At 36.6% G+C, this 25,028-nt stretch carries 20 protein-coding genes; 2 read left to right on the forward strand and 18 right to left on the reverse strand.

What is annotated here, in order from left to right; translation table 11 throughout:
• Nucleotides 1–661: tyrosine-type recombinase/integrase (locus ACFIK4_RS07620; protein ID WP_375675673.1), on the forward strand; the 661-nt coding region annotated here is incomplete at its 5' end.
• 124 nt (nt 662–785) lie between these two features.
• On the opposite strand, the gene ACFIK4_RS07625 is transcribed toward ACFIK4_RS07620, so the two are convergent.
• From ACFIK4_RS07625 to ACFIK4_RS07645, 5 genes are all read right to left on the reverse strand, one after another.
• Entirely contained in the window at nt 786–1,145 is a 360-nt protein-coding gene (locus tag ACFIK4_RS07625) for a hypothetical protein (RefSeq protein ID WP_375613153.1), read from the reverse strand.
• A gap of 2,403 nt (nt 1,146–3,548) precedes the next feature.
• Entirely contained in the window at nt 3,549–4,337 is a 789-nt protein-coding gene (locus tag ACFIK4_RS07630) for an ABC-2 family transporter protein (protein ID WP_375613131.1), read from the reverse strand.
• A complete protein-coding gene (locus ACFIK4_RS07635; RefSeq protein ID WP_375675676.1) occupies nt 4,321–5,145 on the reverse strand; it encodes an ABC-2 family transporter protein in 825 nt (274 codons plus the stop codon). Before ACFIK4_RS07635 ends, ACFIK4_RS07630 begins: the two co-directional genes overlap by 17 nt.
• Nucleotides 5,120–6,139, reverse strand: coding sequence for an ATP-binding cassette domain-containing protein (locus tag ACFIK4_RS07640; protein WP_375638236.1), 1,020 nt, complete (start codon nt 6,137–6,139; stop codon nt 5,120–5,122). Before ACFIK4_RS07640 ends, ACFIK4_RS07635 begins: the two co-directional genes overlap by 26 nt.
• A 792-nt stretch (nt 6,140–6,931) precedes the next feature.
• Nucleotides 6,932–7,915, reverse strand: coding sequence for an RluA family pseudouridine synthase (locus ACFIK4_RS07645; RefSeq protein WP_375632409.1), 984 nt, complete (start codon nt 7,913–7,915; stop codon nt 6,932–6,934).
• Between the two features lie 206 nt (nt 7,916–8,121).
• Here ACFIK4_RS07645 and ACFIK4_RS07650 point away from each other — a divergent pair, with 206 nt between their 5' ends.
• Entirely contained in the window at nt 8,122–9,903 is a 1,782-nt protein-coding gene (locus ACFIK4_RS07650) for a glucan ABC transporter ATP-binding protein/ permease (protein WP_375671851.1), read from the forward strand.
• A 1,254-nt stretch (nt 9,904–11,157) separates the two neighbouring features.
• Here ACFIK4_RS07650 and alaS read toward each other — a convergent pair.
• The 13 genes from alaS to rpsE form a co-directional block, all read right to left on the reverse strand.
• Complete coding sequence (alaS, locus tag ACFIK4_RS07655) at nt 11,158–13,824, reverse strand: alanine--tRNA ligase (RefSeq protein ID WP_375668429.1); 2,667 nt, start codon at nt 13,822–13,824, stop codon at nt 11,158–11,160.
• 202 nt (nt 13,825–14,026) lie between these two features.
• Nucleotides 14,027–15,070, reverse strand: a complete 1,044-nt coding sequence (gene recA, locus ACFIK4_RS07660) for a recombinase RecA (protein ID WP_273791424.1) — start codon at nt 15,068–15,070, stop codon at nt 14,027–14,029.
• A gap of 968 nt (nt 15,071–16,038) precedes the next feature.
• On the reverse strand, nt 16,039–17,364 hold the full coding sequence (locus tag ACFIK4_RS07665; RefSeq protein WP_375613137.1) for a replication-associated recombination protein A: 1,326 nt from the start codon (nt 17,362–17,364) through the stop codon (nt 16,039–16,041).
• A gap of 9 nt (nt 17,365–17,373) precedes the next feature.
• Complete coding sequence (locus tag ACFIK4_RS07670) at nt 17,374–18,768, reverse strand: DegQ family serine endoprotease (protein WP_375613138.1); 1,395 nt, start codon at nt 18,766–18,768, stop codon at nt 17,374–17,376.
• Nucleotides 18,769–19,035: 267 nt separating this feature from the next.
• Nucleotides 19,036–19,464, reverse strand: a complete 429-nt coding sequence (gene rplQ / locus ACFIK4_RS07675; RefSeq protein WP_273791421.1) for a 50S ribosomal protein L17 — start codon at nt 19,462–19,464, stop codon at nt 19,036–19,038.
• A gap of 24 nt (nt 19,465–19,488) precedes the next feature.
• Nucleotides 19,489–20,502 (reverse strand): DNA-directed RNA polymerase subunit alpha, encoded by a 1,014-nt coding sequence (locus tag ACFIK4_RS07680; protein ID WP_375611485.1) that lies wholly within the window; start codon nt 20,500–20,502, stop codon nt 19,489–19,491.
• 94 nt (nt 20,503–20,596) lie between these two features.
• The gene (gene rpsK / locus ACFIK4_RS07685; RefSeq protein WP_007347762.1) at nt 20,597–20,986 is read right to left on the reverse strand and encodes a 30S ribosomal protein S11; all 390 of its coding nucleotides are present in this window, start codon (nt 20,984–20,986) and stop codon (nt 20,597–20,599) included.
• Nucleotides 20,987–21,100: 114 nt separating this feature from the next.
• Nucleotides 21,101–21,469: a 30S ribosomal protein S13 gene (gene rpsM / locus ACFIK4_RS07690; protein ID WP_026500557.1), complete on the reverse strand. Its 369-nt coding sequence runs from the start codon at nt 21,467–21,469 to the stop codon at nt 21,101–21,103.
• Between the two features lie 181 nt (nt 21,470–21,650).
• On the reverse strand, nt 21,651–22,229 hold the full coding sequence (locus tag ACFIK4_RS07695) for an adenylate kinase (protein WP_375613140.1): 579 nt from the start codon (nt 22,227–22,229) through the stop codon (nt 21,651–21,653).
• Nucleotides 22,226–23,572 carry a preprotein translocase subunit SecY gene (gene secY / locus ACFIK4_RS07700; protein ID WP_375611483.1) on the reverse strand — a complete coding sequence of 449 codons (1,347 nt, stop codon included), beginning with the start codon at nt 23,570–23,572 and terminating at the stop codon, nt 22,226–22,228. Before secY ends, ACFIK4_RS07695 begins: the two co-directional genes overlap by 4 nt.
• Before the next feature lie 161 nt (nt 23,573–23,733).
• Nucleotides 23,734–24,201, reverse strand: coding sequence for a 50S ribosomal protein L15 (gene rplO, locus ACFIK4_RS07705; protein WP_375613141.1), 468 nt, complete (start codon nt 24,199–24,201; stop codon nt 23,734–23,736).
• 20 nt (nt 24,202–24,221) lie between these two features.
• The gene (gene rpmD / locus ACFIK4_RS07710; protein ID WP_375611481.1) at nt 24,222–24,428 is read right to left on the reverse strand and encodes a 50S ribosomal protein L30; all 207 of its coding nucleotides are present in this window, start codon (nt 24,426–24,428) and stop codon (nt 24,222–24,224) included.
• A 31-nt stretch (nt 24,429–24,459) separates the two neighbouring features.
• Complete coding sequence (gene rpsE / locus ACFIK4_RS07715; protein WP_015856574.1) at nt 24,460–25,008, reverse strand: 30S ribosomal protein S5; 549 nt, start codon at nt 25,006–25,008, stop codon at nt 24,460–24,462.
• Nucleotides 25,009–25,028: the final 20 nt, after the last annotated feature.

Consider the following 25,028-nt stretch of genomic DNA (forward strand, 5'->3'; position numbering starts at 1 on the left):
AACACCAGCAATGGCTAGAAACTTTCTGAAAGCCCTTAATGGACTTTTTAATTGGGCAATTGATCAAGGTCTTTTGGAAAACAATCCAACTTTAGGGGTCAAAAAACCTCCTCTAAAAAATAAAGGGGGCTTTCCTGTTTGGACAGAAGAAGATGTTGAGAAATATTATAAAAGATGGCCACATGGTACCCATGAACGTGTTTGGATTGATGTTCTTCTTTACACGGGGTTGCGCCGTGGTGATGCAGTTCGCATTGGCTGGAAAGATGTCAAAGACAATATTATTCATCTCAAAACAGAGAAAAGTAAATTCCAAACAGATGTTTTTCTCCCTATTTTACCGGAATTAGCCAAAACACTTGAAGCTGGTCCTATTGGTGAGGACACATTCATTTGTAGTAAACACGGGGAAAAAATACCTAAAGAAAGATTCGGAATTACATTTTATAATGCTTGTACCCAAGCAGGTATCAAAAAATCAGCACATGGCTTAAGAAAATTAGCAGCAACACGCGCAGCTAATTCTGGTGCAACAGTATCACAACTCAAAGCAATTTTTGGCTGGACACATGATGCTATGGCATCTCTCTACACAAAGAGCGCAGATCGCAAAAAACTCGCTCTTGAAGCCATAAAAAAGCTTCAAAAAGATGGGGGATAGAGGAAAAAAAACGTAATAGAATCAGGATTCCTCAATTCCCCCATATTAGACATAACTATTTCATTTTACTTGCTGTTTAAATCCAATAACAGCATAATTCAAAGTTTATCAAGGATAATATCTTTTAATTCAAAGCCCATGAACTATGAGCAAAAGCATCGAATGTTCTTCCACCTGTCTCTCTGTTAGGACTCGGTGGCTTTCTAGTAAAGAAATATACAAGATATGCGATGAGACCAAAAATCGCTGTCTCCAACCCCATTAAACCCGCAACTTTTTGGACATTTTTCTCAGCCCCTTGTCCTCCAAACTGGCTAATAATCATATCAACAGCTTTAATAACTCTATTTTCCTGTGTCATTACAGAAATAAAACCAGCATTTTGAAATCTGCCATTTAAAGAATCAGCATTGGCTCTTAAAATCTGTGAAAAGAAAATCGCTACTGCAACAAAACATACTATACAATGCTTGAATATTTTCATCATAACCACCTAATTACAATATTTAGTAAAATAAATTTTCTTTACCGCCCCCTCTAAATAGAAAACATTCCGTTATCTATCGATAAAGTATATTTATCTTCTGATAATAAAAATCTAATACAAAATTTAATTAATAATTTTATTTTAATTGTTAATTTTATATTATATTACACTTACAATATATCCGTTACATGTTTATTTAATAATTGTCAATTATTTTATTTGTACTTTACATTATGTAGTTTAATGATAAAAATATATTAAAATAAAATTATTTTATTGTTTTTATTATAAATTTAGCTTTATTATCATAAATATTATTATGATTTTATAATATATAAAAATATCAATATGTTGTTTTTTAGTTACACATAATATTTTTATTTTTTTGTATAATATAGTAAAATAAATATTTTTATAAAATAATTTTTCCTTAGGATAGATTGAGAAAAAATATTTGCCCCAGCTACAATTAGCGTAAGCACCAGCTTAACTCTTTGATTGAAAAAGCTAAATTAGGTAAGATAAGGGATAACTTTGGTGAATGCGCCAAATCTAATGCCATAAGCTATTACACATTTCAACGATTTCACAGCCATGCGTTTCTACAAGAACGTGGAATAATTTTAATAAAGTTCATTGTCTTCCACAATTATAACTTTCTAACATTAATATAATTCCACGACTCTAAGATAAAATAGAGAAATAAAAATGAATACACCTTCTTTCTAACCAAGATAAAATGATTAAAAATATGAATCATAAAAATTTAATAATGTCCAATAAAAGCATTTTAGCAAATATTTGTAAGACGCATCGCTATACTTATTCAGTTTATCAAAATGATAATCTAGAATAGCCGTAAAATGATGTGATCGTATATTTTTTGAGTTAATACGAAAAATTTATGGATATTTAAATCAGCTCATGCCCCTTTTCATCTTAGAAAAGATATCAATCACGAAAATTAACATCGATATATATATATATATTTTGGAAAAAAATTTAAATAACGTTGATATGGATAGATTATTTGCTAGCAAACAATCTTCTCTATTAAATCAGAGTGTTCACTACTGTGATATTGTAATCTCAATCACGACAACACTTCAATAACAGACTAAAATATAGATTCACTATAAGCTTAAAATAAAAATTTTGGAATTGATCATACATACAATGAATGAACCGTAAAATACAAAAGTAATCATAACACTAGAAAATGAAAAAGCTTATCACTCTTGTTCACTATTCCTTCCTCTCTCATTTTTTCTGTGTTATTTTTAAAGTCTTGTAAAAGATATGAATTACATGCAAAAAAAATTAGCCCTTTGTAATCTCTACGCCATCAATCACATTAGTTTTATTAATGATAAGCAATAACATTTGTATAGCTCTAAGCTTAGAGAGCAAAACCAGATTAATGTATCATTTTTATTTATTGTAAAGAGGATGTAAAACTCCATTTTTCTCTTATCATTGTTAAGAAAAATTGAAAAATGAGCTTATTAATATTAAAAAAATAGAAAATAATTTTTTAAAAAATAATATCTTATTTAATTACTTTTTAAAATAATATAAATATATTATGTTTATATTGTATATATTTAATTAAATAATAATATTTATAATAACACTAAAATAGTACATAATAATTATCTCTATATCAAATAAAATCATAACATAAAATAAGAAATTCACAATAAAATTAGGTATAATTCCATTAGTTAACAAGTAAAACAAAGAAATATATTTAATTATGTTATTGAACTCAGTTGCGTTGCCATCGTTTTTGCCTGCTTGGATTGGTGAATCCTTTTATTTCCAAGCAATTATTAACTGAATTTTGACTGCTCAGCATGCTGAAAAATCTCTATGTGATTGTTGTCTTGATAATTGCTATCATGTTGTTTGGCGAAGCTCTTAGCTTTCTATCGGGCAACTTAAAAGCTTTATTCTGTCAATTTTCTTATTGTTTAAGCAAAAACTCATCCACGTAATAATATATTGAATGCACCAACAAAATCCGCACGAATAACCACATTCTACACATATAAAAATTATCCACTTTTGACAATTTTTTAGCACTATAACCGAAAAAGAACACATCTGGCTCGTATTATGAATGATATTAAATTGTATGCCATCTTACCATTGGCTTTTGTCATCAAGCTGCCATCTAAAATCGAACAGTTTAAACCTCTGATTTCTATTTCACGCTCCTTGCCAGTAACCGTGGGAATGCGGCCTATATTATTGTTCAATCTTATCTAACAATAAAAAAAAATCCTCATGTGAAAATTCTACATGCCTTATATCGCCAGAATAAATAACGATAATTTATGGTACAATAGAATTATTCACTCAATTTTTTTTATTTTTATAATCATGCTGACTTTCATCTCATCCCCCTAATCCATTAAATTTACGCATTGTTTTCTTATAACTTATGAAAGTCATGACCATGGAAAGAAAAGCGCTCAACAGAAGATATCCAATATTCCATTCGCCTTTACCAAGCAACAATGACACAGGCAAGGAAGCAGAAAAAGCCATGGGAAGCATAAACAAAAGCCATTTTACGATGCTTAAAGGATAAATTCCTATTGGCACAAATGAAAGCTCATAAATCATTTCATGAAAATATTCGACAGGCATCTTACGGCTAATAATAAATGTTATAAAATTGAACATCAGAAAAAAACAAATATTGACAATAAAAACACAAAATATTGCAACAACAAAAGAGATCCATCTTAGCTTAAGATCAGAAATATTCGGTAATGATACAAATAAATAGGCACTAACATAAAGGACAAAGAGCTTGATCAAATTAAGAGGTTTACACCAACCAAACAACATCAACAACCAAATTGAAACGGGCTTTATCAAGTATGGTTCAATTTTACCATCCGCTACTTTTTCAAAAAACGTTTCAATAGAATTAATAAAAATATTCAAAAATATTCCAAGTAAAACAAAGACAACAAAGATAAAATGGATTTCATCTCTGCTATAGTTACCGATCTTTCCTGAAAAAGAAGATACTCTATCAATAAATATGAATTGAATAAAATAATAGCATAGAGAAAGAATAAACTCCCCAGCCAAATTCTTACCATAAACAATCTGTCGGCGGATATTCAGACTGATAAAATGAAGGATGATTTTCATCTCAACCACCTGCTCCATTATATGCTTTCATCCCTTTATTCCAAGCGATATAAATTAAGAATAAAAAACACAAAATATAAGTAAAACTTCCGAAAATAAACTGCTGAAACAACGCTAAATTTTGCGTCGCGAAAAACTCGGCAGGAGCGGATATCATGAAACGATAAGGATTAAATTGCATAAGCGGAATAAGCCACACCGGCCAAAAAGATGGTGGTAAAAGAACACCCCCAAGAAGCGCTGAACTAAGAATACTAAAAGAGAGTAATATATTGTACTCAATCACCCAAAAGCTTAATAAAGCAATTCCAAAAGAGATTAAAAAACAAAGCAATTGTGATAGAATAACAACCAGAAAAAAGAACAGAAAAGCGATGACCAATCCCAGAATATTTTCATAGGATAAAACAAGCTTAACAATAAAAAGAGCCAATAATGGGATGCTATATAATACACTCTCCCCTAAAAAAGTAAAAAGCATTTGTGTCATATAACTAAAGGGCTTTGTAAGATATACTTCTAATTGGCCTTCTTTAACATGATGAGAGAAAAACTTAATCACATTATAACCATTATTTAAGCGACCTAGGACTAAAGCAAAAGCATAATAATACATCATATCATAAAAGCTAAAGCCATTTATGGTGTTGCCCGTATCAGAGAAAAGTGCATTCCATAATAGAAGTTGAATAACAAATGGCGAAAGTGACCCAATGATAATATCGGTAAAAAACATTGCTCTATCACTTAGAACAGTGAGTAATCCATTCTTGGCAAAAAGAAACATACCAAAGCAGTGGTTAGATAAATTCTTTAAATTTAACACGGAGCATCTCTTCAAGCGAGGGAGTGGATACAGAGAACGTACAGTTCAATTTGGTTGTAATTTCGCGTACAAAACGCGCAAAATCCTCACGGGGCAGCGAAACCTCCAGCGAGCATTCTTCAGCGTTAAAGTGCTTATCTTTTAAAGAAGTAGATAATTTCAACGCAATCTCATCAATTTTTTCTACAACAGCTGAAGGTACAGCCATGTGTTCACAAAAAAACGTTATTCTCACCAAAGAAGGAATGACATTTTTAAGCGCGTGAAGATTACCATGAAACTGTTTCTTTCCTTTATGCAAGAGAATAATATCATCAACGTATCCATCAATATCTCCCATATCATGACTTGTGATGATATACCCAGTGCCACGCTCCCTTTTCAGTTTTTTAAGAAGCTCCCTGATTTCATGCTTAGATGTAAGATCAAGACCAATACTTGGCTCATCGAGAAACAACAGTTTAGGTCTAAAGGAGAGATTAAATGCCAATTCACTTTTCACTCTCTCACCCAGACTAAGCATCCGCACTGGCTTATCCATAATATGCTCAAGACCCAGTAACTCAGCGATCTCTTTAAGATCACGGGTAAAAGAGGCGCGTTCAAGACCATATAATGGTTGAACCATATCCAGACTGTAGCGTAAGGGCAAATCCCACCATAAACAATTCTTATGACCAAAGACCACACCCAAAGACTTGAACAGATTTTTCTTCGCTTTATAAGGATCAACACCAAGGACTTTAACACATCCCTCATCAGCGTATTGTATACCAGAAAGTATTTTAATCAGTGTCGATTTACCCGCTCCGTTAGGGCCAAGAATTGCTAACGATTGCCCTGAAAAGAGGGTGAAACTCATATCTTTTAACACATGATGATTTGTATAAACCGGCTTGAGGAGAGAAAATATCTTGTTTTTAAAACCAATTCCTCTGTCAATGTTGCGATATATTTTTGAGACGTTATTAACGTCAATCAATAATGATCCCATCAGTCACTCCTCATTTCAATTTATCCCCCCTTTGAATGTTCCCATAATAAATATCTGTTTTTGTTCACTAGAAAAAACAAAAGTGTTCAAGCCCTCCCTAGAGCAATAAAACGCGCCTGACGTTTTATCTCCAATTTTTTGTCTAGATATTTTTTCAATGTGATGAGTTCACTTCAATGAAGCATTAAGATACTAAAAACTTATTTCTTCTTTTATGAAAGATAATCTTTTGGATAAACTAAGTAAGTAGAAAAATAATTGGTCATTGAAAGGAGAGCTTTGCTAAGAAGGCTTCATTGTGTAAGCAAAGATACAAAGCATAAATCTATACTATAAGCATATCAAACCACATTGATAACAAAACAAAAATCCTTGACAACAGGAATTTTTTGAGAGGCTACTTTCCCTCAGCATTACTATAAAATGCCTCCATTATTCCCCATGAAAAAACTAAAATTGCTTTCACTATTTTAGTAAATATCTTTCAGATTTTATCTAACTCATCTCCCTCAACAGACACGCCTCCCCAATATATGACCTCTGTAGATAATTCAAAGGAGCAGCTTCATAAACTCAGATTATTAAACGATACATCATATCCAAAATAACAATACAATCAATATGGATAAAGAGCTGTAGAAAGAAAGCCATGATATTCGAAAATTTCATCACTCAAAAACACAATTTTCTCATAGCTATCTTATCAAAAACTTTCTTCAAATGATGCCCTATTCATCTTATCAAATTTATAGATAAAATTTGTATCAATCAAAAAGAACAAATGAAGTTTGTTTAGTCGGTTTCAGCATCACTCTCATTAAAAGATAAAAGATTAAAACTTTGGACCATATGAGGTGGTAAAGGTGCAACAATGTCCAATATTCCTCCTGAAGGATGCGGAATACGAATACGACGTGCATGAAGATGAAGACGATTTTGAATTCCTCCTGGTAATGTCCAATTACTATCAGAAAAAAAATACTTTGTATCGCCAATGATAGGATGATCCATATGGGCTGCATGCACACGAAGCTGATGTGTTCTCCCTGTATAGGGTTCCATTTCAAGCCACGAAAGAGCCCGCCCTCGCGTATCTAAAACGCGATAGTAAGAAACCGCATGATGTGAATCTGGCTCCCCATGTTCACAAACACGCATTTTGTCACCTTGTGCAGTCATTTCCTTAACCATCCACGTTGAAATTTTGTCCTGCTTTTTTTTAGGCACGCCCCGAACCAACGCCCAATAAGTCTTTTTTGTTTCTCGCGCTCTAAAAGCAGCAGTTAAGGACTGAGCAGCTCCCCTTGATCGCGCAACAATAAGCACACCCGACGTCTCACGATCAAGACGATGAACCAAACGCGGCTTTTCACCTTTTTTATTGCGCCATACCTCAAGCATACTATCCATATGACGTGTTAAACCAGAGCCTCCTTGTACAGCCAACCCAGCTGGTTTATTAAAAACAAATACCTTTGGATCTTCATAAAGCAGCATTTTTTTCAAAACGGTCCCATCATCCTGCCCACGAAGTGTTTTATCCGTTATTGAAAGACTCTCCTTGTCATTAATAGGGAGAGGTGGAATACGAACAGCTTGCCCTATACAAAGACGCGTATCGGCTTTAACACGTCCACTATCAACCCGTATCTGACCAGAACGCAACAATTTTTGCAAAGCTCCAAAACCAAGTCCTGGATAATGCACTTTAAACCAGCGATCTAAGCGCATTCCATTTTCATCTGCCTCAACTTTTTTTATTTCTATGCCTGCCATGAAAATTCCCTTACCTGATAATTTTATTGATCTATTTTTGCGCCTTTATAAACACAAAAATTCATATTTTAGTTGGTTTTATCACACCATATTACAGTTAGTATCCAAAATTTCCTTTTCTTAACGTCCAAATTTTATTAGCTAAAAACTAAGCGTTGTAAAAATCAACAGCCTTTACGCTTAATAGCGAATGGAGATAATTAACCGTGTCCTTATTCAAAACCTATGCACGTGTTCTCACTTACCTAAATAGAGAAAAAAATGCATCCCTTTTAATCTGTACCGCTAATGTTATATTAGCTATTATCACTATTGCAGAACCTATTTTATTTGGACGGGTTATTGATTCTATTACAGACAAAACAGCTATCATCCCTACTCTTGCCATTTGGGTTTGTTTTGGACTTTCACATATTATTGCTTATGTCCTTGTTGCTCGCGGTGCTGACCGCTTAGCCCATAGACGCCGCTTAACGGTTTTAACGGAATCTTTCGAACGTATCATTGCCATGCCTTTAATTTGGCATCAACAACGTGGAACTTCCAACGCACTCCATACACTTTTGCGCGCAATAGATTCCATGTCAACCATATGGCTTGATTTTATGCGCCAACATCTCTCAACGCTTGTCGCCTTATTGGTTCTCATCCCCATAGCGTTTAATATGAATTGGCGTCTTTCAATAGTCTTGGTTGTGCTTGCCATCATTTATGTATTAATTGCACGTTTAGTGATGCGAAAAACAAAAGACGGACAAGCCGCTGTAGAATGCTATCATCATAACCTTTTTAAACATGTCAGTGATTCAATCTCTAATGTTTCCATTGTACAAAGTTATAACCGAATAAAAGAAGAAACTTCCATACTGCATCAACATACAAATGCTCTTCTTAAAGCACAAAATCCTGTTCTCAATTGGTGGGCGCTCGCCAGTGGCTTAAATCGAATGGCTTCAACAATTTCAATCGTTTGTGTTCTTCTCCTTGGAGCTTTTTTTGTTGCAAAAGATCAATTACGAGTAGGTGAAGTCGTTGCTTTTGTTGGATTTGCACAACTCATGATTAGCCGCCTAGACCAAATGAGCAATTTTATTAATTGTGCAATATCCTCACAAGCAAAACTGCAAGAATTTTTTGAAATGGAAGACTCAACCTTTCATATCAACGAACCACAAAATCTTCCTTCCCTCCAAAATGTTAAAGGCGCCATACAATTTCATCACGTGACCTATCAATTCCCAAATTCTTCTCAAGGTGTTTTTGATATTTCCTTTGAGGTTAAAGCAGGACAAACTGTTGCGATTGTAGGACCAACAGGGGCTGGAAAAACAACATTGATCAATCTGTTGCAGCGCGTATACGACCCTACCCTTGGGCATATCTCCATTGATGGAATAAATATATGCTCAATCAATCGCGAATCTTTACGCAAATCTCTAGCAACAGTATTTCAAGACTCGGGTCTTTTCAACCGTACTATTCATGACAATATTTCAATAGGAAAAGCGAGCGCAACGAATGAAGAACTTTATGAAGCAGCAAAAATAGCAGAAGCTCACGATTTTATTCTAAAAAAAGCTGATTGTTATAACACAATGGTGGGCGAACGAGGATCTCAATTATCAGGTGGAGAAAAACAGCGACTAGCAATTGCACGCGCTGTTTTAAAAAATGCCCCTATTCTCATTCTAGATGAAGCAACAAGCGCTCTTGATGTTGAAACAGAGGCACGTGTCAAAGATGCTCTCGATTGCATAAGCCATAACCGCACTACTTTTATTATAGCACATCGCCTCTCAACAGTACGCAATGCTGATGTGATACTCTTTCTGGATCATGGTCACTTAATGGAAAAAGGAAACTTTCAAGAATTGATCGATAAAGGGGGACGTTTCTCTAATTTTTTAAAGGCAAGTGGTTTAACAATCAAACCACCAGAAAGAGAAGGAGAAAATGTTATCCCCTTACATGAAGCCATAGCATCATAAAAACGATACTCTTCATAGATCTTATGCAAAAAATGCCTCTTCAATACAAGATAGAGTGCTTATATATGATACAAGTAAAAAGATTTCTAAAAATGCCACAATCCATTTTAGGTATTTAAGAAAAATATTAAAACAGTTTAGTATTTTCTCTGCTATTGCAATTTTACTAGATTAGAACAAAAATATTTTCCTATATCTGTGCATATTGACGAGTATACATTCTCATTTAGGGAAAATGTAAAGATGTAAAGGTAAAAACAATTTCCAGTTTTACCGTCTTCTTTTAACTCAGCTTTACGAATTTCAAAACGAACTAAAGTAATATCTTTTAAATAATGAATATTATGTATTGCGTTGCACTTTTGTTTATCACTTTCTTTATAGTCCTCTCATAAAGAACAGAACATCATTGTTTTGCACATTCATATGACTTTTTTTAAGAAACATTTTTCAATGCTCTTAAGCCCATTTCACAACGACATTCGTGAGTGGTTTTGATTAATTTAACATACACAGAATTTGAAATAATAAAACCCTACGAATATTCGTAGCTCTTGTTCAAAAGATAAAACGATAAATTATCATTATAATTCAATATATTAAAGCAATTTCATCATAAATAAATTAGATGTTAATCTAAATATTTAGATTTATGTTATATTACTTTGATTTATATTGATAATTCATTACCTTATAACTTAAAATAAAGATTTATAAAGATAGGAGAATATTCCTTTCAAGACCTTTTAATAATAAACCAAAAAACTGTTTTCTTGTACATAACAAGCAAAATGAAAATAATAGCTCTAAGATACAACAACTCTTTTATAAGCCTTTTCAAGGAAAGAAATTTTATTCATTTGAAAACTAATCGAATAATGATAGCTTATAACTTTATAAGGATAATCGTATGCAATAAATCTTGTATTTTTCCTTTCATAAAAAGAGATGTTTCTTCAAAAAATCTATAAGAGCAACACAATAACTAGTCTCCCTAGTAAAAGAATACACAGCAAAGCATGAAGTGCTGCATAGTCTATCTTATCTTAAAAAGGTGATTCCTGAAACGCTTGGAAGCTATAAAGCCAAATGATAAAGTGGTGATAAAGACAAACACTGTCTTTATCTTTACAATTGTATTTTCCCCAATTACGCTGTATCTGCATTTCAGAAATACACCAGACAGATATTCATGATACATAGATGCCAACCCAATATAACAATGTAAAAAACACCTATGCAGAATGATTTAATTTAATTTTTTTCAAGAAAATCTTTTAGTGCCGCAAATGCCTCATCAGCTTTGTTCCCCTCAGGACCACCAGCCTGTGCCATATCAGAACGGCCACCTCCACCTTTACCACCAAGCATCGCTGAAAGAATACGAACGAGATCTACAGCATTTAACTTATCCGTTAAATCATCCGTAACGCCGACAACAGCACTCCCTTTTCCATCCTCCGAGACACTAATAAAAGCAACCACTCCAGATCCAATTTGTTTTTTCTCAGAATCGACGAGCGCCTTAAGATCCCGTGGTAAAATATTTTTAACAATGCGTCCAGTAAAAGAAAGCCCATTGATGATGGTAATATCACCTTGGCTCCTTTCTGTTACTCCACCACTCAACATCATTTTCTTGCGTACATCATTCAATTCTTTTTCAAGTTTACGACGATCATCAAGCAAAATTCGCACCCGTTCTTCCACACCAGCAGAAGAAGTTTTTAAAAGATCAGCGATTTCATGAATACGTTCATCTTGGCGGCTAAGATAAAGACGTGCTTCTTTGCCTGTTAAAGCTTCAATACGCCGCACTCCAGCTGAAACAGAACTTTCAGAAACAATATGAATTAAACCAATATCACCTGTTCGCTCCACATGTGTCCCTCCACAAAGCTCAATTGACCAACGCTTTTTTAATCTTTCCTGTTCAAGTGGCTCCCCCATAGAAACAACGCGAACTTCATCACCATATTTTTCACCAAACAATGCCATGGCTCCTTCAGAAATGGCCTCATCTACAGCCATGAGGCGCGTTATTACTTTACTATTTTGCAAAATAATCTCATTGGCTAAATCTTCTATTTTTTTCAACTCTTTTGGTGAAACGGATTTTGGATGGGAAAAATCAAAACGCAACCGATCTGGCGATACAAGAGAACCCTTTTGTGTAACATGGTCCCCCAATGTTTGGCGTAAAGCTTCGTGTAACAAATGAGTAGCAGAGTGATTCGCACGAATTTTCTTACGACGAACAATATCAACCGTTAATTCTACACAATCAGACCTCGATGCCTGACCAGATTTCACCTCCCCAATATGGATAAAAACACCATCACCCTTTCTTTGGGTATCATGCACCTTAAAAATAAAATTTTCACCAGAAATGATACCGCTATCACCAATTTGCCCACCAGATTCACCATAAAAAGGTGTCTGATTAACAACAAGCATAGCTTTCTGATCTGAAGAAATATGATCAACAATTTTACCATCACATACAAGAGCTGTAAGAATACCTTTCGCTGTCTCAGTTTCATAACCTAAAAACTCTGTGGCCCCCACTTGATCACGAACAGAAAACCAGATTTTCTCTGTTCCAGCTTCTCCAGAACCAGACCAATTGGCACGTGCCTCCTCTTTTTGGCGTTCCATCGCTTTATCAAAAGCACCAACGTCAACAGATATTCCGCGACGACGAAGAACATCTTGCGTCAAATCAAGCGGAAAACCATAGGTATCATAGAGCTTGAAAGCAACTTCACCATTCAAATAGTCCCCTTCTTTAAGATCGGTACTTGCTTCGTTCAACAAACCAAGTCCTCGTTCAAGCGTTTTACGAAAACGTATTTCTTCTAACCTTAAAGTTTCTGAAATCAAAGATTCAGCACGTGTCAACTCAGGATAAGCTTGTCCCATTTCGCGAATTAAAGCAGGTAAAAGTCGCCACATTAAGGGCTCTTTAGCACCAAGAAGATGCGCATGACGCATAGCACGACGCATAATACGACGTAAAACATATCCTCTTCCTTCATTAGAAGGAAGCACACCATCAGCAATCAAAAATGCAGATGAGCGAAGATGATCAGCAATGACACGATGGCTGGCAATAAAATCACCCTTTGCCTCAATCCCTGTAATTTCTTCTGATGCAGCAATTAATGCACGAAAAAGATCAATATCATAATTATCATGAACGCCCTGTAAAACAGCAGCAATACGCTCTAATCCCATACCGGTATCAATAGAAGGGTGAGGTAAGTTAACACGTTCTTCCTTGGAAACTTGCTCATACTGCATAAAAACAAGATTCCAAATCTCAATAAAGCGATCCCCATCTTCATTAGCACTTCCAGGAGGACCGCCCCATATTTCATCACCATGATCATAAAAAATCTCCGAACAAGGACCACAAGGGCCTGTTTCTCCCATCGACCAAAAATTATCAGCCGTCGCAATACGAACAATTTTTTCATCTGGAAGACCTGAAATTTTACGCCACAGTTCAGCAGCAACATCATCACTCTGATAAACTGTCACCAACAATTTATCTTTTGGCAGGCAAAATTCCTTTGTTAAAAGATTCCATGATAAAAAAATAGCTTCTTCTTTGAAATAATCACCGAAAGAAAAATTACCCAGCATTTCAAAAAATGTATGATGGCGCGCCGTATAACCAACATTATCAAGATCATTATGCTTTCCACCTGCACGAACACATTTTTGTGCCGTTGTTGCCTGCGTATAAGAAGGTTGTTCAAGTCCAGTAAAAACATTTTTAAACTGCACCATCCCTGCATTTGTAAACATAAGTGTAGGATCATTCCGCGGAACAAGCGGACTAGAAGAAAGAACTTTATGCCCATTACGATGAAAATAATCCAAAAATGTTGACCGAATATTATTAACACTATTCATGTTGACACCTGCTCAATACAGCACAAAACCATAAAAGAAAAATCCCCCCTCATTAAATCCTCTTCGCCACGCATGGAGTCAATTTAATCAAAAATGGAATATTTGTTTTAAAAAATTGAGAAAAAAATGACTGCGTATTTAAAAACTCAAACAAAAAAACAGAAAAATCTTAAAGAAAAAAAATTATAGACGACCCCCCCCATCAAATGGCTTCATCACTTTCTATATTTTCTGACCCTGCATTTTCTAACAATTCAATCGCAATCAAACCAGCATTTTGGCGCAAAGCTGCTTCAATCTCTGTAGCTATTTCCACATGTTCACGTAAAAACTGCTTTGCATTCTCACGCCCCTGCCCTAAACGCTGAGAATTATAAGAAAACCATGCACCAGATTTTTCAACAACACCAACCTTGACACCCAAATCAATCAATTCACCTACTTTGGAAATACCTTCACCATAAATAATATCAAACTCAACCTGTTTGAATGGAGGTGCCAATTTATTTTTCACCACTTTAACGCGCGTCTGATTACCAACGATTGAATCCCTATCTTTAATGGATCCAATGCGACGAATATCTAAACGAACAGAAGCATAAAACTTTAAAGCGTTTCCACCCGTTGTCGTTTCAGGAGAACCAAACATCACACCAATTTTCATGCGAATTTGATTAATAAAAACAACCATACAGTTAGAGCGAAAAATTGCTGCGGTTAATTTTCGTAACGCTTTACTCATTAACCGAGCTTGCAATCCGGGCAAAGCATCACCCATTTCACCGTCAATTTCTGCTCGCGGTGTTAAAGCTGCGACAGAATCCACAACAAGCACATCAACGGCACCAGAACGAACCAACGTTTCTGTAATTTCCAATGCCTGTTCACCGGTATCTGGCTGAGAAATGAACAAGTTTTCTAAATCAACACCAAGCTTACGCGCATAAATAGGATCAAGCGCATGCTCTGCATCAATAAAAGCACAAATCCCACCACCTTTCTGTGCCTCAGCAATAGCATGGAGAGCCAATGTTGTTTTCCCAGAACTTTCTGGTCCATAAATCTCAACAATACGCCCCTTCGGTAATCCACCAATCCCTAAAGCAATATCCAAGGATAACGACCCTGTTGGAATTGTTTCAATTTCAACAACCTGCTCTTTTTGCCCAAGACGCATAATCGAGCCTTTACCAAAAGAACGTTCAATTTGTGAGAGAGCAGCATCGAGAGCTTTTGTTTTATCCACGATTATATCCTTGACCAAATTCATAATAACCTAAAACTTTAGTGTATACTGTACTTTTAATTTAACTAAAGGCTTGAGTTTAGAGTTTCACAGACTATTTCCATTCCTATCTCCACATTATGTCCATAAACATTCATGACCATCACAATAAAGAATTGGCATTGCTTATCTTATGACACATAATAAACTCCAATAAAGTAATATCTCTATGGGAGCATAGTTAACATATTTATATCTCTCTAGAAAAGGAACAATTTAATTTTAAACACAATGTTCTACAACCCTTCTGCTTATCCCTTTGATTAAATACTTGAGAGACTAAGAATTCTCCCGCTATTGATCACACAAAAAACGCATCATCAATCAACCTCATACCCTATTGCATCGAAGAACAAAACGCTATTGTGTTGCATATTCATGCACTTGATTTAAGAAACATCTCTCAAAACTTCCAAGCTCATTTTGTGACAACACCTATGAATGTGGTATACTGCAAAACCCTTTAGGCATCACCATCTTTACTCTATAGAAGGAGCAAGCCGGCACCATCACACTATTTATCATCCTCCAATATTGCAACAGCTCTCGGCACTTGAGACAATTCATAGGAGGGATTTTTAGTCCTTTCTTGTACAGTTTTTATCACACGCTAATCCTGCTTGTAACATGCAAGCGAATAACTTGATTGCTTCAACAAATAACAGACTTGGGATGAGAGAAATTTACGGTATTTGAAACTTTCATTCAACTTACGAAACAGTTAATTATCATTATAAGTCAATATATTATTTAATAAAACCAAAAAAAATAAAGCAGCTTAAAAGTTGAATGATATATTTAAATTTGAAAAAATATGCACTTTTGAAGATATCAAAAAAATCTCTACAAGCAATGCAATAAATTGTTTAAAATATAAGCTAAATTTCTCATACAATAACATAAGAGATCAATAAAAAACGTATTTCAACTCAAATTTTATTTTGATCTTTACGTTTTTTGCGCAACTGTTGCCACCACTCAAGACGTTTCACAATTTCACGCTCAAAACCACGCTCAACTGGTTTATAATAACTCTGACGTCCAAGTTTTTCGGGAAAATATTCTTGTCCTGAAAAAGCATCTGGTTCATCATGGTCATAACAATAACCACTTCCATACCCTTCTTCCTTCATAAATTTCGTAGGAGCATTAAGAATATGCTTAGGAGGTGGTAAAGAGCCATTTTTGCGTGCACAACGCAGTGCTGCTTTATACGCAAGATATGCTGCATTTGACTTTGGCGCAGTTGCAACATAAAGACATGCTTGCGCCAAGGCCAACTCTCCTTCTGGTGATCCTAAATAATCATAGGCATCTTTTGCTGCATTACAAATGACAAGAGCTTGAGGATCCGCCAAACCAATATCTTCAACGGCCATACGAACCAATCTTCGCCCAATATAGAGAGGATCTTCACCAGCATCCAACATACGTGCCAAATAATAAAGCGCAGCATCAGGATCAGATCCACGAACGGATTTATGCAACGCTGAAATGAGATTATAATGCCCATCTCGTCCTTTATCATAAATAGGCGCACGACGCTGAATAACTTTTTGCAAAGCAACAACATCAAGAATCTCTCCCAATGGCGCAATAGACCAAACTTCCTCTGCCAATGTTAACGCAACCCGCGCATCACCATCAGACATCTCTATCAAAACGTCTCTGGCATCATTATCCAAGGGAAGAGTTTTTCCCTCCACTTCTTCAGCACGCCTCAAAAGCATGTCCAAACTTTCATGATCATGAGAAAGAAATGTTAAAACACGTGCACGCGAAAGAAGGGCAGCATTCAGTTCAAAAGAAGGATTTTCGGTTGTTGCACCTATAAGTACCACAGTACCCTCTTCCATCACAGAAAGAAAACTATCCTGCTGTGCACGATTAAACCGATGAATTTCATCAACAAAGAGAAGTGTTTTATCCCCAGATATAAAACGCCTCTGCGCAACTTCAAAAATCTTTTTAAGTTCAGAAACTCCTGTAAAAATAGCAGAAACCTGTTCAAACGCGAAATTTGTTTCAAGGGCTAACAAACGTGCAACGGTCGTTTTTCCCGTCCCTGGAGGTCCCCAAAAAATCATCGATCCAATTGAGCCTGTTGCCGCCATACGTGAAAGCAAACCATCCTCTCCAATCAAATGCTTTTGTCCCACAACATCATTGAGAGAACAAGGGCGCATTCTTTCTGCAAGTGGCTGATTTTTATTAACTTGAAAATCAAACGACGAAGTAAAAAAATCTTTCTTCAAAAAAAAACCTCAACGAATAAATTGGCGAATATACATACCATCACGTTCATATTCCAATTGCCACATATTTGAGCGACCTTGCATAAGAACCTTTTTCAACTGATGAACTGTTTGAATTTTATGGCCATTTACAACACGTAGAATATCTCCTGACTGAAAAATTCCAGCTGCATTGCTCATTTCCTCAAGATTGGTAATCACAACCCCTTTTGCAGATATAGGAAGATGAAAACGTCGACTATTTTGCGGTGTTAAATCTAACACCTCAGCACCAGCAAGAGGACTGTCACCCGTAATTTTTTCAGATTTTAAAAATGCAGTTTCTGATATTGATGAAACTGTTATTTGTGTTTTTAAAGTTTTTCCACTTCGTAAATATTCCAAGGCAAGACTATGCTCAACGTCAGCTGTCATCAAACGATAACCAAGACTATCTGGACTGTCAACGCGTACCCCCTGCACACTCAAAATAACATCACCTACTTTCAATCCAGCTTTTTCAGCAGGACTATCTTTGATAACTTCAATAATCAGAGCACCATAGGGACGTTCTAAACCTAAACCACCAGCAATATCAGCTGTAACATTTTGAAAAGAAGCCCCAATATAAGGCGGCACAAAATATTTTCCACCGCGTTTAACAGTATCAAGCATCACTTTTACAAGATTAACTGGAATAGCAAAACCAATCCCTACAGAACCACCGGAACGCGAATAGATAGCCGTATTAATTCCGATTAACTGACCTTTCATATCAATTAAAGCGCCACCAGAATTCCCTGGATTAATGGCTGCGTCTGTTTGAATAAAAAAGTCAAAATCAGAAATCCCAACACGTGTACGCGCTTGCGCTGAAACAATACCACTTGTAACTGTTTGACCAACACCAAAGGGATTACCAATAGCAAGAACAAGATCACCAACTTCAACAGTATCAGAATTTCCCAAAGAAAGAGCCGGAAATTGAGCATCTTTTTCCTTAACTTCAAGAATTGCAATATCAGTTGCTTCATCTTTGAGCACGACCTTACTCTCAAACTCCCGTCCATCAGAAAAAGCCACTTTAATTTCGCTTGCATCTTTAATGACGTGGTAATTTGTAACGATCAAACCACGTGCATCAACAATCACCCCTGATCCTAATGACGATTGCTTACGAACAGGAAATTTATTTTGAAAACGACCAAAAAATTGCTCAAAAAATGGATCGCCTTCAAAAGGTGATCGAGCTCTAATTTGTCGAGCTGCATAAATATTTACAACAGATGGAACTGTCTTTTTAACTAAAGGAGCAAATGAAAGGGTGATTTCTGTTTGTGTTTGAGGAACATGAGCATATACATGATCAAATGATATCTGCATCATAATTGCAAAAAAAATCCGCACCCAAAAAGAATACCTCATAATCCACTCCTTATAAAATCAGCACATTCTGTTGAAGATTAATAGAATAAAAAAACGTATCCCCGCAAATTAAGGACCTCTATTAATATTTCATAATAGAGAATAAAAACAACCTATTTGAACAATAAATATTATAAAAATAAGATAATTCAATATTCTATAATTTTCTCTCTGCACCTATTTCTCAACTAAAACAAACTTAAAAATGCTCACAAAAAAACCGCCCAAGACAAGGCGGCCTTTAAAAATCCAACAGAATAAAAAACTCTACGAAGATGTTCCCTTTTCATTCTCAGAAGCTTCCATGCGAGCACGATCCCCAGCACCCTTCGCTTCAACATCACGATCAACAAATTCTATAACAGCCATGGGCGCATTATCACCGGTACGAAACCCCGCTTTCATAATACGCAAATACCCACCGTTGCGTGATGCATAACGTGGCGCAAGCGTATCAAATAATTTTGCAACCTTTCCTGCATCACGAAGTGCTGCAATAGCTTGCCGACGCGCATGCAAACCACCACGCTTACCAAGAGTAACGAGTTTTTCAACAATAGGACGAATTTCCTTAGCCTTTGGTAGTGTTGTCACAATCTGCTCATGCTCGATCAACGAAGTTGCCATATTTGCAAACATCGCTTTACGGTGACTGGCAGTACGGTTCAACTTGCGTCCTGACTTACTATGGCGCATAAGCCCTCTCCTTAAATTCTAATTTTAATATTGATCTTCATAACGTTTTGCAAGATCATCAATGTTTTCAGGCGGCCACGCAGGAATCTCCATCCCAAGATGTAAACCCATACACGCCAAAACTTCTTTAATCTCATTCAACGACTTGCGACCAAAGTTCGGTGTCCGAAGCATTTCAGATTCTGTTTTCTGAATCAGATCACCAATATAGACAATATTATCATTCTTAAGACAATTTGCCGAACGAACTGAAAGTTCTAATTCATCCACTTTTTTGAGAAGAGCAGGATTAAAAGAAAGCTCAGAATCAGCCTCTTCAACAGGCTCCTTCTGTGGCTCTTCAAAGTTAATAAATAACGATAATTGATCCTGAAGAATGCGTGCTGCAAAAGCAACAGCATCCTCACCATTAACAGCACCGTTTGTTTCAATCGTGAGCGTTAATTTATCATAATCGAGAACTTGACCTTCGCGTGTATTTTCTACTTTATAAGATACCTTACGGATAGGTGAATAAAGACTATCAATTGGAATAAGCCCTATACGTGCATCATCAACACAATTACGATCAGATGGAACATACCCCTTTCCTGTGTTGACAATAAATTCCATACGAATTTCAGCTTCTTCATCAAGAGTACAAATAACATGATCTGGATTTAGAATTTCCATATCCCCAACTGTACTGATATCTCCCGCTTTCACGACACCAGGCCCCTCTTTATAAACGACGACACGTTTAGGCCCTTCTTCTTCCATACGAAGCGCAATTTCTTTTATATTCAGAATAATATCCGTAACATCCTCACGCACACCTGGAATCGATGAAAATTCATGCAAGACACCATCAATCTGCACAGCAGTAATAGCAGCACCACGAAGCGAAGATAACAAAACGCGACGAAGCGCATTTCCTAACGTTAAACCAAAACCACGCTCAAGAGGTTCAGCAATCACACTTATAATATTTGGATTATCATGTGCACATGATTCAACCTTATTGGGTTTAATAAGTTCCTGCCAGTTTTTCTGGATCATATTTTTATTCCCGTTCTTTAGTTCCGTTACCATTCAATCGTAACGACCAATGTGAACATCAGAGAAATCTCCGACAACAAAAAACAACACCCAATTAAACACGCCGCCTTTTCCGCGGACGACATCCATTATGAGGAATTGGTGTTACATCGCGAATAGAAGTAATGACAAAACCAACAGATTGCAATGCACGTAAAGCAGATTCACGCCCTGATCCAGGTCCACAAACTTCAACTTCCAAAGAACGCATACCATGCTCTTGCGCTTTTCTTGCACAATCCTCCGCAGCAACTTGAGCAGCAAAAGGTGTCGATTTACGCGCACCTTTAAACCCCTGAGCTCCCGCAGATGACCAAGCAATTGCATTACCCTGAGCATCAGTAATAGTAATCATTGTGTTATTAAATGTTGAATTAATATGCACAACACCCGATGAAATATTTTTACGTTCGCGACGACGAACACGTGTGGCTTCCTTGGCCATAATTTCCCTTTCAACGATCTCATCACTGCCGTAACATCAGCAGCTCCACCTTTTTTCCTTGTCAAACAAATCAAACAAGAAAAAGAATATATAAAAAACCTTCCACAAAGGCCCTTATTTCTTCTTACCGGCGATTGCCTTAGCCGGACCTTTACGTGTACGGGCATTCGTATGTGTACGCTGTCCTCGGACAGGCAAAGATCGGCGATGACGCAATCCCCGATAACAACCAAGATCCATCAAACGCTTAACATTCATAGCAACCTCACGACGAAGATCACCTTCAACTTGATACCCCTGATCTATTGCCTCACGAATCTGCAGCACCTCAGCATCTGAAAGCTCATGCACACGACGCCCCAAAGGAATGCCAACTCTTTCAATAATTTCTTGAGCAAATTTTGGTCCAATCCCGTGGATATATTGAAGCGCAATAATTACACGCTTATTTGTCGGGATATTGACGCCAGCAATACGAGCCACGCCTACTCTCCTTAGTTATTTTGACAAATTGTTATAAAATACCTGATATACTTTACAGAAAAAAATAGACTCAGAAAAAAATTCTTCCGAATCCTATTATCTCACTAAAATAAATTAAATTCACTTTTGATAGATTTCATCTCAAAAGTCAACTCTTTTCATTTATTTCTAAAAAAAAATCTCATGAAAGAAACCCTCTAATCATACGTGTCACTTCAGCAACACCAATCATTCCATCAATAACCTTCAACATTCCCCTCTCTGAATAAAATTTTGATAAGGGAGCTGTTTTTTCACGATATTCTACTAATCTTTTTGCAAAAGCAACAGGATTGTCATCTAAACGAACCTGTCCACCAGTCGCTATTGTTTCCTCAACACGCTTCTTCATACGTTCAATCAACACGTCTTCATCAACACACAATTCAATAACAGCATTAAGCCACATATTTTTTGAATCCAGTATCTGTTGCAACGCTTCTGCTTGCCCCACAGTTCGCGGATATCCATCCAAAACAAAACCGTTTACACAATCAGCTTCATCAATCCGATCTGATACGATTTGATTAACAATACTATCAGGTACCAAAGCACCAGAACTTATAATAGCTTTAGCTTTTTTACCAATCTCCGTTTCTTTGGCAATCACCTCACGCAACATATCCCCTGTTGATAAATGAGGAATGTTATATTCCTCAGTCAACATTTTTGCTTGCGTACCTTTTCCCGCTCCAGGAGGACCTAAAAGAATAACTCTCATCGATTCCTTCTACCTCCACGAAGTTTTGATTTTTTTATCAACCCTTCATATTGGTGGGCAACAAGATGCCCCTGAATTTGAGCAACCGTATCAAGTGTAACAGTAACAACAATCAACAAGGATGTTCCCCCAAGATAAAAAGGAACCTGTAATGCAGATATCATAAATTCAGGTAACAAACAAACCAAGATAATATAAATAGCGCCCACAACAGTAATACGCGTCAAAACGTAATCAATATATTCGGCTGTACGCTCACCTGGACGAATCCCTGGAATAAAACCAGAATGTTTTTTCAACTGATCTGCAGTATCACTTGGATTAAACACAATAGCTGTATAAAAAAAGCAAAAAAACGCCATTAAAAATGCATAAACAATCATATAAAGTGGCTGTCCATGACCAAGAGCATAAGAAATCTCCTGAACCCATTGTGGCATTTTATCAGAAAAATTATTAATAGTGGCAGGTAATAATAATAAAGATGAAGCAAAAATAGGTGGAATAACACCAGCAGTATTCAACTTTAAAGGAAGATGCGACATATCTCCTTGAAACATTTGATTACCGACCTGACGTTTCGGGTATTGGATAAGAATTCGCCGTTGCGCACGCTCTATAAAAACAATAAGCCCAATAACCAAAACAGCAATAAGAACGATTCCTATTAAAAGAAAAGTTGATAAATCAGCCTGACTATGAGCTGTCAAAAGCTGAGCAAAAGTAGAAGGAAAGTTGGCTACAATCCCTGTAAAAATGATAAGAGAAACCCCATTACCAATACCACGTGACGTAATTTGCTCGCCAAGCCACATAAGAAACATCGTTCCGCCAACAAGCGTAATAACAGAAGAAATACGAAACATAAGACCTGGTTCTAAAACAATTTGAAGCCCCGACCCTATACCGCTTTCAAGCGCAACCGCAATACCAAAAGCTTGTAGAATTGCCAATACGACTGTTACATAACGCGTATATTGATTGATAATCTTACGACCTAAATCCCCTTCTTTTTTAAGAGTTTCCAAAGAAGGAATAATAGATGTTAACAATTGCACAATAATAGATGCCGATATATAAGGCATGATACCCAGCGCAAAAATAGCCATACGCCCAACGGCACCTCCAGCAAACATATTAAAGAGTCCTAATACACCCGACGCGTGATGTTCAAATGTTTGCCGCAAAGCATCGATATTGATACCTGGAAGAGAGATGTAAGTGCCAAAACGATATACAAGAAGCGCCAACAGAGTAAACCAGATGCGTTTCTTTAATTCAGTTGCACGCGAAAAGGTGCCGAAATTTATATTGGAAGCAAATTGCTCTGCTGCTGATGCCATAAAACGTCTCCACTTTACACTCCAGTTCTTCAAATCACAGAAGTATAATCCTAAAATTCATATATGCATACACAAACAAATGCAGAACTTAAACAATTCTCCACAAAAGATCCCACAAAACAGATATTATTCTTCTTTAGGTCTCTATTCATATCAAAAAATTATCGAGCAATATCAGGAAGAATAACCTGACCACCCACTTTTTCAATCTTAACACGAGCAGCTTGTGAAGCACCAGAAACATGAAAGGTAATCTTAGCCTTCAAATCACCATCAGAAAGAAGACGAACCCCATCTTTTTCACGACGAATAATACCAGCCTCTTTCAAAGAAACCATATCAACAGGCTTTTCAATATTCAACTTACCTGCATCAACTGCCAACTGAATACGTCCCAGTGAAACTTCATTGTAGGTTTTAGCAAAGAAATTCCTAAATCCACGTTTTGGCAAACGACGATAGATAGGCATTTGCCCACCTTCAAAACCATTAAGGGAAACACCAGAACGTGACTTTTGCCCTTTTACACCACGTCCACCAGTCTTACCCGTACCGGAACCAATACCACGCCCAACACGCTTACGATTTTTTGTTGCGCCTTCGCAATCACGCAGTTCATTGAGTTTCATATCTAATACTCCCGCAACCCTTAACCTTCATCTATAACGCGAACAAGATGCCGAACCCGAGCAATCATACCCCGCACACAAAGTGTATCATCTAAAACGCGCCGACGACGCATTTTATTTAGTCCAAGCCCCTTTAAGGTTGCACGCTGAATCTGTGAGTTTCGAATAGGGCTTCCAATTTGTTCCACCGTCACAGTTTTACCACTCTGAGATTTTTTCTGAACCATTTCCTAATTCCTTTTCTGATAATCTCAGAAACTACCCTTCTAGGTCGACTAAATGGCGACGACGCGCCTGCAAAGTCGAATACTTTATACCACGTTGAGCAGCAATATCTCTAGGATGCATTTGATGTTTCAATGCATCAAATGTTGCACGAACCATGTTATAAGGATTCGACGACCCTAGTGATTTTGCAACGACATCCTGCATACCAAGAGCTTCAAAAATAGCACGCATCGGTCCCCCAGCAATAATACCAGTACCAGCAGAAGCCGAACGTAGCAAAACACGCCCAGCTCCGTGACGACCTTCAAGATCATGATGCAATGTACGCCCAGACCGAAGCGGAACATAAATCATCCCACGTTTCGCAGATTCCGTTGCTTTACGAACGGCTTCTGGAACTTCACGGGCTTTACCATGTCCAAAACCCACACGCCCTTTTTGATCTCCAACGACAACAAGAGCAGCAAAACCAAAACGCCGACCACCCTTTACAACTTTAGCAACACGATTGATATGAACGAGCCTATCGACAAATTCATTATCGCGTTCTTCTCTCTCACCACGTTCTTTTTGTGCCATTCCTCATTCCTTTTTCTTTT

The sequence above is a fragment of the Bartonella sp. AP9QHHD genome (assembly GCF_042195625.1).
GTDB lineage: Bacteria > Pseudomonadota > Alphaproteobacteria > Rhizobiales > Rhizobiaceae > Bartonella.

Coding starts and splice junctions, on each gene's coding strand:
- ACFIK4_RS07670 (WP_375613138.1), bottom strand. CDS start 18,768: ATGAGGTATTCTTTTTGGGTGCGGATTTTTTTTGCAATTATGATGCAG.
- rpmD (WP_375611481.1), bottom strand. CDS start 24,428: ATGGTTCAGAAAAAATCTCAGAGTGGTAAAACTGTGACGGTGGAACAA.
- alaS (WP_375668429.1), bottom strand. CDS start 13,824: ATGAATAGTGTTAATAATATTCGGTCAACATTTTTGGATTATTTTCAT.
- ACFIK4_RS07695 (WP_375613140.1), bottom strand. CDS start 22,229: ATGAGAGTTATTCTTTTAGGTCCTCCTGGAGCGGGAAAAGGTACGCAA.
- ACFIK4_RS07645 (WP_375632409.1), bottom strand. CDS start 7,915: ATGGCAGGCATAGAAATAAAAAAAGTTGAGGCAGATGAAAATGGAATG.
- rpsK (WP_007347762.1), bottom strand. CDS start 20,986: ATGGCCAAGGAAGCCACACGTGTTCGTCGTCGCGAACGTAAAAATATT.
- ACFIK4_RS07680 (WP_375611485.1), bottom strand. CDS start 20,502: ATGATCCAGAAAAACTGGCAGGAACTTATTAAACCCAATAAGGTTGAA.
- rplO (WP_375613141.1), bottom strand. CDS start 24,201: ATGAAACTCAATGAACTGCGTGATTGCGAAGGCGCAACAAAAAATCGT.
- ACFIK4_RS07630 (WP_375613131.1), bottom strand. CDS start 4,337: ATGGAGCAGGTGGTTGAGATGAAAATCATCCTTCATTTTATCAGTCTG.
- rplQ (WP_273791421.1), bottom strand. CDS start 19,464: ATGCGCCATAGTAAGTCAGGACGCAAGTTGAACCGTACTGCCAGTCAC.
- secY (WP_375611483.1), bottom strand. CDS start 23,572: ATGGCATCAGCAGCAGAGCAATTTGCTTCCAATATAAATTTCGGCACC.
- ACFIK4_RS07625 (WP_375613153.1), bottom strand. CDS start 1,145: ATGAAAATATTCAAGCATTGTATAGTATGTTTTGTTGCAGTAGCGATT.
- rpsE (WP_015856574.1), bottom strand. CDS start 25,008: ATGGCACAAAAAGAACGTGGTGAGAGAGAAGAACGCGATAATGAATTT.
- ACFIK4_RS07640 (WP_375638236.1), bottom strand. CDS start 6,139: ATGGGATCATTATTGATTGACGTTAATAACGTCTCAAAAATATATCGC.